The sequence below is a fragment of the Pseudomonas sp. K8 genome (assembly GCF_014889455.1).
GTDB lineage: Bacteria > Pseudomonadota > Gammaproteobacteria > Pseudomonadales > Pseudomonadaceae > Aquipseudomonas > Aquipseudomonas veronii.
This window is the reverse complement of sequence record NZ_VJWO01000005.1, coordinates 38,775-51,384: the sequence shown is the minus strand read 5'-3', so window position 1 is coordinate 51,384 and position 12,610 is coordinate 38,775. Positions and strand designations below refer to the sequence as shown.

Here is a 12,610-nt window from a genome sequence, read left to right as displayed (position 1 = left end):
CATAATCGCGCCATACGTCCATTCCTGTGATTGCCTTGGGAGAGCACCTTGCCCCGCGTACCCACCGTGACCCCCGATGCACCGGCAGTGCTGGTGCAACTGTCCGACAGCCATCTGTTTGCCGAGGCCGACGCCACGCTGGTGGGCATGAACACCCGTGAGAGCTTGCAACGGGTGATCGGCCTGGTGCGCGAGCAGCAGCCCCGGATCGACTTGCTGCTGGCCACGGGGGACTTGTCTCAGGACGGTACGCTGGCGTCCTATCAGCACTTCAGGGAGATGACCGCGCCCTTTGGCGTGCCGGCGCGCTGGATTCCCGGCAACCACGATGAGCCGCAGATCATGGCCCACGCCGCCCTGCACAGCGACCTGCTGGAGCCGGTGGTCGACGTCGGCAATTGGCGCATTACCCTGCTCGACTCCGCCGTACCCGGTTCGGTGCCGGGTTATCTGCAGGACAGCCAGCTGCAACTGCTGGCCCAAGCCTTGAGCGAAGCGCCGCACCGCCATCATCTGGTGTGTTTCCACCATCATCCGGTGCCCGTCGGCTGTGCGTGGATGGAACCCATCGGCCTGCGCAACCCCGAGGCACTGTTTGCCGTGCTGGACCGTTTCCCTCAGGTCCGGGCCTTGCTCTGGGGGCATGTACACCAGGAGATCGACCGCGAGCGCAACGGCGTGCGCCTGCTGGCGTCGCCGTCCACCTGCATCCAGTTCACGCCGGGCAGCGAGGACTTCAACGTCAGCACCGAGGCGCCGGGCTATCGCTGGCTGCGTCTGCATGCCGACGGGCGGTTGGAGACCGGGGTGGAGCGGGTCAAAGGCTTTGCCTTTACCGTGGATTACGCCAGCAACGGCTACTGAAGGTGGGAGGGGAAGACAGGGGACTCACCACTCCGATCCCTGTAAACTGCGCCTTTTTTGGCGCAAGCACGGAGAGCCCGGCATGTCCGCTTCGATCCTGTATATCCACGGTTTCAACAGCGCGCCTGCGTCGAACAAGGCCAGCCAGCTGATCCGCGTGATGGACACCCTCGGCCTGGCCGACCAACTGCGCGTGCCGGCCCTGCATCACCACCCTCGCCAGGCGATTCCTCAATTGGAGGCGGCCATCGCAGAACTGGGGCGGCCGCTGCTGGTCGGCAGCTCGCTCGGCGGCTACTATGCAACCTGTCTTGCCGAGCGCCATGGCCTCAAGGCGCTGCTGGTCAACCCGGCGGTCAGCCCCCATCGGATGTTCGACGGTTACCTGGGCACCCAGAAGAATCTCTATACCGATGAAACCTGGGAACTGACCCACGATCACGTCACGGCGCTGGCCGAGCTGGAAGTCCCGGCGCCCCAGGATGCCGCGCGTTATCAGGTGTGGTTGCAGACCGGGGACGAAACCCTGGATTATCGCCTCGCCCAGCAGTATTACCGGGCCTGTGCCTTGCGCATCCAGGCCGGTGGCGACCACGGTTACCAGGGGTTTGCCCGGCAGTTGCCGGCGTTGTTGAGCTTTGCCGGCATTGGCGCGGATCAGTATCAATCCTTCGATTTCTCGGCACTGTAATTGCCTTGGAAACCGCAGGTCACTTTTTAATCGAACGACTCACGACGAGACCCCATGGCCACTCCCAGCGCTAGCTCTTATAACGCCGACGCCATCGAAGTCCTCTCGGGCCTCGACCCGGTGCGCAAACGCCCCGGCATGTACACCGACACCAGTCGGCCGAACCACCTTGCCCAGGAAGTCATCGACAACAGCGTCGACGAAGCCTTGGCCGGGCACGCCAAGTCGGTGCATGTCATTCTCCACGCTGACCACTCCCTGGAAGTGTCCGACGACGGTCGCGGCATGCCGGTGGACATTCACCCGGAAGAGGGGGTGTCGGGCGTCGAGTTGATCCTCACCAAGCTGCACGCCGGCGGCAAGTTCTCCAACAAGAACTACCAGTTCTCCGGTGGCTTGCACGGTGTCGGTATTTCCGTGGTCAACGCCTTGTCGACGTTGGTGCGGGTGCGGGTCAAGCGCGACGGCAACGAATACGAGATGACCTTCGCCGATGGCTACAAAGCCACCGACCTGCAGGTGATCGGCACCGTTGGCAAGCGCAACACCGGCACCAGCGTGTACTTCGCCCCGGACCCGAAATACTTCGATTCGCCGAAATTCTCCGTCAGCCGCCTCAAGCATGTGCTCAAGGCCAAGGCCGTGTTGTGCCCGGGCCTGCTGGTCACCTTTGAAGACAAAGGCAGCGGCGAAAAGGTCGAGTGGCACTACGAAGACGGCCTGCGCTCCTACCTGGAAGACGCCGTCAGCGATTTCGAACGCCTGCCCAACGAGCCGTTCTGCGGCAGCCTGGCCGGGAACAAAGAAGCCGTCGACTGGGCGCTACTGTGGCTGCCCGAAGGCGGCGACAGCGTGCAGGAAAGCTACGTCAACCTGATCCCCACCGCCCAGGGCGGCACCCACGTCAACGGCTTGCGCCAGGGCCTGCTCGACGCCATGCGCGAGTTCTGCGAATACCGCAGCCTGCTGCCGCGCGGCGTGAAGCTGGCGCCGGAAGACGTGTGGGAGCGCATTGCGTTCGTGCTGTCGATGAAAATGCAGGAGCCGCAATTCTCCGGCCAGACCAAAGAGCGTTTGTCGTCCCGCGAGGCGGCGGCGTTTGTCTCCGGTGTGGTCAAGGATGCGTTCAGCCTGTGGCTCAACGAGCACCCTGAATTGGGCCTGGCCCTGGCGGAACTGGCGATCAACAACGCCGGCCGTCGCCTCAAGGCCAGCAAGAAGGTCGAGCGTAAACGCATCACGGCGGGCCCGGCACTGCCGGGCAAGCTGGCCGATTGCGCCGGGCAGGACCCGATGCGCTCCGAGCTGTTCCTGGTGGAAGGTGACTCCGCCGGCGGTTCCGCCAAGCAAGCGCGGGACAAGGAATTCCAGGCGATCCTGCCGTTGCGCGGCAAGATCCTCAACACCTGGGAAGTCGACGGCAGCGAAGTCCTGGCCAGCCAGGAAGTGCACAACATCGCCGTGGCCATCGGCGTCGACCCCGGCGCGGCGGACATGAGCCAGTTGCGCTACGGCAAGATCTGCATCCTCGCCGACGCCGACTCCGACGGCCTGCACATCGCCACCTTGCTGTGCGCGCTGTTCGTGCAGCACTTCCGCCCGTTGGTGGACGCCGGTCACGTCTACGTCGCGATGCCGCCGCTGTACCGTATCGACCTGGGCAAGGAGATTTTCTACGCTCTCGACGAAGGCGAGCGCGATGGCATCCTCGACCGCCTGATCGCCGAGAAGAAACGCGGCAAGCCGCAGGTCACGCGATTCAAAGGCCTGGGTGAGATGAACCCGCCGCAACTGCGCGAAACCACTATGGACCCGAACACGCGGCGCCTGGTGCAGTTGACCCTGGACGATTTCGCCGCCACGTCGGAAATGATGGACATGCTGCTGGCGAAGAAACGCGCGCCGGACCGCAAGTCCTGGCTGGAGTCCAAGGGCAACCTCGCCGAGGTCCTGGGCTGATGCGTACAGGTTTCGCCCTGGCGATCCTGATGTTGAGCGGGTTGGCGGCCACCCAGGCGGTCGCTGCGCCCGTGGCTGAGCTCAAGCTGGTGTCCGAACACCCGGTGGACGGCATGCGCGGCGGTAACCTGTCGAGCCTGGCTTTGTGTGGCAACGCGTTGTGGGCGGTTTCCGACCGCGACGACGACCAGATCTACCGCCTGGATATCAGCGCGCCGACCTGGCAGGCCGAAACGGTCAAGCTCGACGTGCCGCCCGTGCCTGACTCCGGCCTGCCCTGGGGGCTGCGTTCGCGCACCAAGGCGGCGTCGCTGATTCGCGGCGGCGACCTGGATTTTGAAGGCATCAGTTGCGATGCCGCGGGTAACCGCTACGTGGTCAGCGAAGCCCATGCGGCGGTGCTGAAAGTGCCGGCGAGCGGTGCGCCCGAGTGGTTGAAGATTGCCCCCGGGATGGTGCGTGAAGCCCGCGCTAGCGGCATGTTGCTGCATTTCAATGCGTTGTTCGAAGGCCTCGCGGTGAACCCCGAAGGCAATCAGATCTGGCTGGCGGCGGAGCGTGAGCGGCGCGGGCTGATTTCCATCAAGCGCCAGCAAAGCGTGTGGGATTGCGCGGGGGCGTGCGTGCTGTTGAGCGAGGCCGGCCAGGAAGTGCAGCCGGCACAGTTTCCCAGTGCCAAGGCGGTGTCCAAGGACTTTTCCGACTTGGCGCTGTTCAACGGTAAGTTGTTTACCCTGGAGCGCAATGCGTTCCAGATTTGTCGGCGCGATGCGGTCACGGCCAAGGTCGAGCTGTGCTGGTCGTTCGCCGACGAGACCCTGACGCCCGAACGGCGCTACGCCCAGCCTTATGGCCTGGCCGAAGCCCTGGTGCTGGATGCAGACGGTGCCTGGTTGGGCATCGATAGTAATTTCGGCGCCCGCGCCGATGGCGAAAAACGCCCGGTGGTCTATCGTTTCGCCGCCCCCGCCGGTGGCTGGAGCGCCCAGCCATGAGCCACCCCTGTTTTGAATTGACCCGGCGCCGCGGCATTTCCGCTGCGCCTTACCAAACAATGATGAGGCCCGCATGAGTGACATCCTCGCAGACAGCTTAGACGGCGTAGAACGCCGGTCGCTGGCTGACTTCACCGAAAATGCCTACCTCAACTACTCCATGTACGTGATCATGGACCGTGCCTTGCCGCATATCGGCGACGGCCTGAAGCCCGTACAACGGCGCATCATCTACGCCATGAGTGAGTTGGGCCTGGACGCTGATTCCAAGCACAAGAAGTCGGCGCGTACCGTCGGTGACGTGCTCGGTAAGTTCCACCCCCACGGCGACTCGGCCTGCTATGAAGCCATGGTGCTGATGGCCCAGCCGTTCAGCTACCGCTACACGCTGGTGGATGGCCAGGGGAACTGGGGTGCGCCGGATGATCCCAAGTCTTTCGCGGCCATGCGTTACACCGAGGCGCGCCTGTCGCGTTATTCGGAAGTGCTGCTCAGCGAACTGGGCCAGGGCACCGCGAACTGGGGCCCGAACTTCGACGGCACCCTCGACGAGCCCCTGGTGTTGCCGGCACGTTTGCCGAACATCCTGCTCAATGGCACCACCGGCATCGCCGTCGGCATGGCCACCGACGTACCGCCGCACAACCTGCGGGAAGTCGCCACGGCCTGCGTGCGCTTGCTCGATGAACCCAAAGCCACGGTCGAGCAGCTCTGCGAGCACATCCAGGGCCCGGATTACCCGACCGAAGCGGAAATCATCACGCCGCGTGCCGACCTGCTGAAAATGTACGAAACCGGCAAGGGCTCGGTGCGTATGCGCGCCGTGTACCACGTCGAAGACGGCGACATCATCGTCACCGCGTTGCCGCATCAGGTGTCCGGCGCCAAGGTGCTGGAACAGATCGCCGCGCTGATGCAGGCCAAACCGTCGAAATTGCCGCAGGTCGCTGACCTGCGCGACGAGTCCGACCACGAAAACCCGTGCCGCATCGTGATTATTCCGACCAACAGCCGGGTCGACCATGAAGTGCTGATGCAGCATCTGTTCGCCAGCACGGACTTGGAGTCCAGCTACCGGGTCAACATCAACATCATCGGCCTGGACGGCAAGCCGCAGCTGAAGAACCTGCGCAATCTGCTGGTGGAGTGGCTGGAGTTCCGCGTCCAGACCGTGCGTCGTCGCCTGCAGTTCCGCCTGGACAAGGTCGAGCGCCGCCTGCACCTGTTGGACGGCTTGCTGATTGCCTACCTCAACCTGGATGAAGTGATCCACATCATCCGTACCGCCGAGCACCCGAAAGCCGAGCTGATCGCGCGTTTCGAGCTGAGCGAGATCCAGGCCGACTACATCCTCGACACCCGCTTGCGTCAGTTGGCGCGACTGGAAGAAATGAAGCTGCGCGACGAACAGGACGCGTTGCTCAAGGAGCAAGCCAAGCTGCAAGCCCTGCTGGGCAGCGAAACCAAGCTCAAGAAGCTGGTGCGCAGCGAGCTGATCAAAGACGCCGAGACCTATGGCGACGACCGCCGTTCGCCGATCGTTGAGCGCGCCGAAGCGAAAGCGCTGACAGAAACCGAGCTGCTGCCAAACGAGAAAATTACTGTCGTTCTGTCGGAAAAGGGTTGGGTCCGTTCCGCCAAGGGGCATGATATCGATGCGACCGGCTTGTCGTACAAGGCTGGCGACGGCTTCAAGACCGCCGCCGCCGGGCGGTCCAACCAGTTTGCGGTGTTTATCGACTCCACCGGGCGCAGTTACTCGGTGCCGGCCCACACCTTGCCGTCTGCGCGCGGGCAGGGCGAGCCGTTGACCGGGCGCCTGACGCCGCCACCGGGGGCGAGTTTCGAATGCGTGCTGCTGCCGGACGACGACTCGCTGTATGTGATCGCCTCCGACGCGGGTTACGGCTTTGTGGTCAAGGGTGAAGACCTGCAGGCCAAGAACAAAGCCGGTAAAGCACTGTTGAGCCTGCCGAATAACGCCAAGGTGATCCTGCCGCGGCCGGTGGACGATCGCGAGGGTAATTGGCTGGCGTCGGTGACCACGGAAGGGCGTTTGCTGGTGTTCAAGATCAGCGACTTGCCGCAGTTGGGCAAAGGCAAAGGCAACAAGATCATTGGTATTCCCGGCGAGCGGGTGGCCAGTCGCGAAGAGTACGTGACAGACATCGCAGTGATCCCGGAAGGTTCTACCCTGGTGCTCCAGGCCGGCAAGCGCACGTTGTCGCTGCGCCCTGACGATCTTGAGCACTACAAGGGCGAGCGTGGCCGACGCGGTAATAAACTGCCTCGTGGCTTCCAGCGCGTGGATGCTTTACTGGTGGAAACGCCGGTTTAGCGCGGATTAGAGCTCTTGATCTACGATTTAACGCGTAGATCGACGCTTTCGCGCTGGAGTCATGGCGCATATTCACGGATGATATGGCCTTTCCAGCGCCGGCGTGGCCGAGCGTGTTTAGGTTATTTTTAGTATTACATTGTGGTTTGCCTTGTGGCAGCCGCCTGGATGGGATGATGACTGCTCCACGCCTTCCTTTTATTTTTATGCTCGCTGGCCTTCTGGGGTTGGCGGGTTGCAGCACGCACCAGCCGGTGTCGCTGTACCAGCTGGACAGCGGAAGTCCCGCTCAGCCAGCTCAATCGGCCGGCATGGCCGTCTTGCTCGGCCCGGTCGTCGTCGCTGACTACCTGCAACGCGAAACATTGCTGCAACGTCAGAACGACGGCAGCCTGCAAGGTTCCACCGATGGTCGTTGGGCGGGCAGTTTGTCGTCCGACATCAATCAACTGATGTTGCGCCAGGTGGCGGGTCAGTTGGACAGTCAGCGTGTGGTCCTGGCGCCCGCGCCCGCCGGTTTTTCCCCGGATGTGCAGGTGTTGCTGACCATTACCCGACTCGACTCCGGCACCTCGCAACCGGCGATCCTCGATGCGCAATGGCGCTTGATCGACCGCCGCGGCCAGGTGCGTGATAGCCGTATCGTGCATCTGCAGGAAGAGCATGCTGGCACCACGGCGTCCCAGGTCCAGGCCCAGGGCGTGCTGTTGCAGCATCTGGCGCAGCAGTTGTCGGTGGCCCTCAAGCCATTGGCCAACCAGCCACCAGTCGCCGAGGCGCCGCGCAAGCAAGCGCCGGTACAGGCCAAACCGGCGGCTCCGGGGAAACCGAAAATGCCGATGGCTACGCCGATCCGCACGGATATGGAAGTGTTCAGGTTCTGATCTGAATGGCTCCAACCCAAAAGGCCCGCTTATTCAGCGGGCCTTTTTGTTTGTGCGCGATTTACTTGAGGCTTGTGGCGTCCAAATGTGGGAGGGGGCAAGCCCCCTCCCACATTGGTTCAATGGTGTCCCTAGGGCTTGACGCGGGACTCGTGCATTCGCGCCAATTGCCGCTCCAGCATCGATGGATACGGCTCCATCAAGCGCTCTACGCAACTGGCGCCCTCGGGGCTGGCAATCGGACGGATGCGCGCGCGTTGGCGGATCAGCGTGTCTTCGCTGATCTTGCGCTCCACCAGCAGCAGGTTGCGGCTGTGTTGGGACAAGGCCAGGGCGTCCTGGGCGATTTCGGTCAGCAGCAGGTCGATCTGGCTCATGCCGAACAGGTCGTCGCCAACGGTCAGGCCCAGTTGCAGTTGCAGCGTGATGCCGCTGTCGGCCACTTCGATCTGCAACTCATGGCCCAGGGCGCGCAGCAGTTCGCCGCAGCAGATGGCGTTGGTCAGGTAGTCTTCGCCGCTGTCTTCGCTGTGGAACAGCATCAGTGTGCTGCCATCGTTCAGGGTGTGCAGCTCGCTCTGGTAGAGCGAGGCGGCCTGGTCGAGGCAGTCGCGGTAGCGTTCCAGCAATTCCGTCAGGCGGGCGCGGGGCAGGCGGCGCAGTTGGTCCTGGGCGCCCAGTTGCACGGCCAGGACCGCACTGTGTTGGGGTTCGGCGTTCTTTGTCGGCACGGGCTTCGGCGCGATAGCCGGGCTGCTGGCCGAGGTGTCGCGCAGGTCGGCGAACGGGTCTTCGTCGTCCAGCTCGTCTTCTTCGGCCTTGATTACATGGCGTGGCGCAGGCTTCAGGCCCGCGACCGGCGCGCTTTCGTCAAAGCCCGTGTCGCGCAGGTTGCGCACTTCAAAGGCAGGTTCGTCGTAATCGCTGTCGTCGAACTCGGGCTCGGGTTCAACCTCGTGTACCACCGGTTCCGGGGCGAAGCTGGCGTGAAGCTGGCGCGCAAGGTCGCCGATCTCGTCCTGACGATCGGTGGCCGGGGTGTGCTCGTCGATATCCCGCAGCCAGATGCGCAGTTGCATCAACGGCGTGGAGATATGCCGCCCCAGACGCAGGCTCAAGGCCAGGGCCAGCGCCAGCAGGATCGCGCTGAGGATGCCCATGCTTTGCAGGCTGATGGTCATCGGCTGCTGGAATTGCTGCATGTCCAGGCTGATGCGCAATTGGCCGGCTTTCACATCCTGAAACGTGATATTGCTCTGGTACAGGCCTTCGGCTTCACCCAGCAGGCCGTTTTTCGGGCGTTGCCCGGCTTCGGCCATGATCCGGTTGTCCACGCTGTAGATGGCGGCATGGGCCACCAGCGGGTTCTTGGTCAGGTTGTTGAGCAGCACGTTGAGGCTGAGGATGTCGTTGGACACCAGCAGCTCGGTCGCCGAGGTGGCGGTCTGGGTGGTCAAGCTCTCGCCCAGGGCATCGGCTTGTTCGTGCATGGCCTGTTTGAACTGCAAACCCATCACGCAGGCGTAGATCACCAGGGCCAGGGCGACCAGGATCACGTTATGGCTGGCGATGCGTAATGCGATCGGTACACGGCGGTGGCGCAGTGCCCGGAAGATCAGCAGGAAGAAGTTGTCGGTTTTTACTGGCGTGGGCCGGTTCACTTGAGCTCGGCTCTTTAGTCCGTGAAGTTGACGCGCAGTATAGCGACAGGCCCAAGACCGGCAAAGCGCTGGCTGTGCCCGATGGTCACTGAAAGTGGGTAGAATGCGGTTTTTTTCCAGCCTGGGGGTGCGCTTTGCGCGAAATTGTCCTGATTAACATCACGGGGGAAGACCGGCCAGGTCTGACCGCCGCCATTACCGGGGTTCTGGCCCAGGGTGGTGTGAACATTCTCGACATCGGCCAGGCGGTGATCCACGACACCCTGTCCTTCGGGATTCTGGTGGAAATCCCCAGCACCGAGCAGGCGTCGTCTGTCCTCAAGGACATCCTGTTTACCGCGTACAAGCTGGATCAGCAGGTGCGTTTCACCCCGGTGTCCGAAGAGGATTACCGGCATTGGGTGTCCGGCCAGGGCAAAAAACGCCATATCGTGACCTTGCTGACCCGCAAGGTGACGGCCGAGCAGTTGCAGCGCGTCAGCTCGATCACCGCGCAATATGGCTTGAATATCGACCATATCGACCGTCTGTCGGGCCGCATGCCATTGGACACGCCAGATGACCAGGGCAAGGGCTGCATCGAGTTTTCCGTGCGCGGCGAACCGGCCGATCCCCAAGCCTTGCGTGCCGACTTCCTGAGCGTGGCCCAAGAGCTGAATGTCGATATCGCCTTCCAGGAAGATTCGCTGTTCCGCCGCAACCGCCGCCTGGCGGTGTTCGACATGGACTCCACGCTGATCGAAGCCGAAGTCATCGACGAACTGGCCAAGGCTGCCGGTGTGGGTGAGCAAGTCTCCGCGATCACCGAGCGCGCCATGGCCGGCGAGCTGGATTTCCGCGCCAGCTTCAAGGAGCGCCTGGCGTTGCTCAAGGGCCTGGATGTCAGCGTGCTGGATTCGATCGGCGCCTCCCTGCGCCTGACCGAAGGCGCCGAAACCCTGTTCGCCGAACTCAAGCGCCTGGGCTACAAGACTGCGATCCTGTCCGGCGGCTTCAGCTACTTCGCCAAGCAATTGCAGGCCAAGCTGGGCATCGACTATGTGTTCGCCAACGAGCTGGAAGTGGTGGATGGCAAGGTGACCGGCGTGGCCGTGGAGCCGATCGTCGACGCGCAGCGCAAGGCCGACTTGCTGCGGGAATTGGCTCACAAGGAAGGTTTGCGTCTGGAACAGACCATTGCGGTCGGCGACGGTGCGAATGACTTGCCGATGCTGGCGATTGCCGGGTTGGGCGTGGCGTTCCGCGCCAAGCCGCTGGTCAAGCAATCGGCCAAGCAGGCGATTTCGACCCTTGGGTTGGACGGAGTGCTGTATTTGCTGGGCTTTCGCGACCGCGACGGGCAGCTCTAACTGAAACAATGCGCTTAAAAATGTGGGAGGGGGCTTGCCCCCGATGGCGGTGGTTCAGCTACAAATAAGTGACTGACCCACCGCTATCGGGGGCAGGCCCCCCCCACATTGGATCTTTGCAGGTTTCGGATCAGGCTTTCGGTAACGCGATGCCCTGGCCCATCTGCACCGGCGAACCCGCCACCAGTGTTTCTGCCCACTGCACCTGATCCGGCCCGAACAGCACGATCGCGGTCGAACCCAGCTTGAAGCGACCTAGCTCTGCGCCTTTCTCCAGGTGAATCGGCGCACGCGCGGCTTCGTCGTAGCGGAAGGTTTTCAGCTCGCGCTTGGGTGGCGTGACCAGGCCGGCCCACACGGTTTCGATCGACGCCACAATCATCGCGCCCACCAACACCACGGCCATCGGGCCGCGTTCGGTGTCGAACAGGCAGACAACCCGCTCGTTACGCGCAAACAGCTCCGGCACGTTTTCGGCGGTGGTCTGGTTGACCGAGAAAATCCGCCCTGGCACGTAGACCATCTCGCGCAAGGTGCCCGCCAGTGGCATATGCACCCGGTGGTAGTCTTTCGGCGACAGGTAAATGGTGGCGAAATCGCCGCCCATGAACGGCGTAGCCATGGCCGCATCGCCGCCCAGCAATTCCAGCACGCTGAAACTGTGGCCCTTGGCCTGGAACACGCGACCATGCTCGATCGGGCCGAGCTGGCTGACTGCGCCATCGGCTGGGCTCAGCACGGCGCCCGGGGTTTGATCGAGTGGGCGCGCGCCGTCTTTCAGGGCGCGGGTGAAGAACGCGTTGAAGTGTTCGTAGGCGCTCAGGTCTTCAACCAGGGCCTGGGACATGTCCACTTGATAGCGCTTGGCGAACCAGGCGGTGAACGCGTTCTTGAACCAGCGCACGCGGCACTCGGCAATGCAGCCGGCCAGGCGCGACAGCAAGTGGTGCGGCAGCAAGTACTGGCTGAGGATGAACAACTGCTTTTTCATTAACTGTCCTTAAACCTTAAATCTCGACGGGGGTGTCGGGGTGGTTGCCCCATTCGCCCCAGGAACCGGCATAACCTTTGACTCGCGGATAACCGAGCGCCTTGGCCACCAGGTAGGTGAAGCCAGAGCGGTGATGAGTCTGGCAGTGGGTGATGATTTCTTTGTCGCGGGTCAGCCCGAGGTTTTCGAGGATCTGCGGCATGTCGCGGCGGATGCGCAGGTTGCGCGCCTTGTCCATGCCGGCGGTCCATTCGAAGTTCACGGCACCGGGGATGTGACCGCCCTTGGCTGCCAGGACCTTTTCGCCGGAATATTCCAGCGGGCCGCGTGCGTCCCAGATGCCCAGGTCGGCGGCGCCGAGACGGCTTTGCAGGTATTCGCGGGTCGCGGTGGGGCCGTCATGCAGGGTGAGGCTGACAGGCCCGCCAGCCGGGGCCGGCACCTCGGTGGACAGCGGGAGCTGGTCTGCCAGCCACGCCAGCAGGCCGCCGTCGAGGTAGTGGTATTTCGTGTGGCCGATCACGTCGAGCAGCCAGATGAAACGTCCGGCCCAGCCACCGCCTTCGTCGTCGTAGACCACGTAGGTCGCGTCCGGGGTGTGGCCCAGCTCGCCGAACAGTTTTTCCAGGTCTGCCTTGTTCGGCAGCAGGCCGGGGGCTGGCGGCTGGCCCAGTTGGGTGCGCTTGGGGTCAACGAAATGCGCGCCGGGGATATGCCCTTCGGCGTAGCGGGCGGCGCTGGTGAGGTCCACCAGAATCAGTTGGTCGGCATCAAGGCGGCCAAGCAGGTCGCTGGGTTCGATCACCAGCGGCAAGCCAGAGAAGTCAGGCATGTGAGGTCTCCTGGGCACAAATGTTGGCGATAAAAGAGGGCGATTG

General features: G+C 63.1%; 10 protein-coding genes. 7 read left to right on the top strand and 3 right to left on the bottom strand.

Features of this window, described 5'->3' with window-relative positions:
• Positions 1-48: 48 nt before the first annotated feature.
• From cpdA to INT12_RS05355, 6 genes are all read left to right on the top strand, one after another.
• Positions 49-864: a 3',5'-cyclic-AMP phosphodiesterase gene (gene cpdA / locus INT12_RS05380; RefSeq protein ID WP_017849778.1), complete on the top strand. Its 816-nt coding sequence runs from the start codon at positions 49-51 to the stop codon at positions 862-864.
• 82 nt (positions 865-946) lie between these two features.
• Entirely contained in the window at positions 947-1,555 is a 609-nt protein-coding gene (locus INT12_RS05375; protein ID WP_017849777.1) for a YqiA/YcfP family alpha/beta fold hydrolase, read from the top strand.
• A 54-nt stretch (positions 1,556-1,609) separates the two neighbouring features.
• Positions 1,610-3,514: a DNA topoisomerase IV subunit B gene (parE, locus tag INT12_RS05370; protein ID WP_046384916.1), complete on the top strand. Its 1,905-nt coding sequence runs from the start codon at positions 1,610-1,612 to the stop codon at positions 3,512-3,514.
• Positions 3,514-4,509: an esterase-like activity of phytase family protein gene (locus INT12_RS05365; protein ID WP_193039481.1), complete on the top strand. Its 996-nt coding sequence runs from the start codon at positions 3,514-3,516 to the stop codon at positions 4,507-4,509. The genes parE and INT12_RS05365 overlap by 1 nt, the downstream gene beginning before the upstream one ends.
• 73 nt (positions 4,510-4,582) lie before the next feature.
• Positions 4,583-6,847, top strand: coding sequence for a DNA topoisomerase IV subunit A (parC, locus tag INT12_RS05360; protein WP_017849774.1), 2,265 nt, complete (start codon positions 4,583-4,585; stop codon positions 6,845-6,847).
• Positions 6,848-7,020: 173 nt separating this feature from the next.
• Positions 7,021-7,731: a membrane integrity-associated transporter subunit PqiC gene (locus INT12_RS05355; RefSeq protein WP_026140384.1), complete on the top strand. Its 711-nt coding sequence runs from the start codon at positions 7,021-7,023 to the stop codon at positions 7,729-7,731.
• 131 nt (positions 7,732-7,862) lie between these two features.
• Here INT12_RS05355 and INT12_RS05350 read toward each other — a convergent pair whose 3' ends face one another.
• A complete protein-coding gene (locus tag INT12_RS05350) occupies positions 7,863-9,392 on the bottom strand; it encodes an AhpA/YtjB family protein (protein ID WP_193039480.1) in 1,530 nt (509 codons plus the stop codon).
• A 134-nt stretch (positions 9,393-9,526) separates the two neighbouring features.
• On the opposite strand from INT12_RS05350, the gene serB reads away from it, so the two are divergent.
• On the top strand, positions 9,527-10,741 hold the full coding sequence (serB, locus tag INT12_RS05345; protein WP_017849771.1) for a phosphoserine phosphatase SerB: 1,215 nt from the start codon (positions 9,527-9,529) through the stop codon (positions 10,739-10,741).
• 130 nt (positions 10,742-10,871) lie between these two features.
• Here the strand turns inward: serB and asd are convergent, their stop codons facing one another.
• Both asd and rhdA read right to left on the bottom strand, forming a co-directional pair.
• The gene (asd, locus tag INT12_RS05340; protein ID WP_193040989.1) at positions 10,872-11,732 is read right to left on the bottom strand and encodes an archaetidylserine decarboxylase; all 861 of its coding nucleotides are present in this window, start codon (positions 11,730-11,732) and stop codon (positions 10,872-10,874) included.
• A gap of 16 nt (positions 11,733-11,748) precedes the next feature.
• Positions 11,749-12,564 (bottom strand): thiosulfate sulfurtransferase, encoded by an 816-nt coding sequence (gene rhdA, locus INT12_RS05335; protein ID WP_046490724.1) that lies wholly within the window; start codon positions 12,562-12,564, stop codon positions 11,749-11,751.
• Positions 12,565-12,610 lie beyond the last annotated feature (46 nt).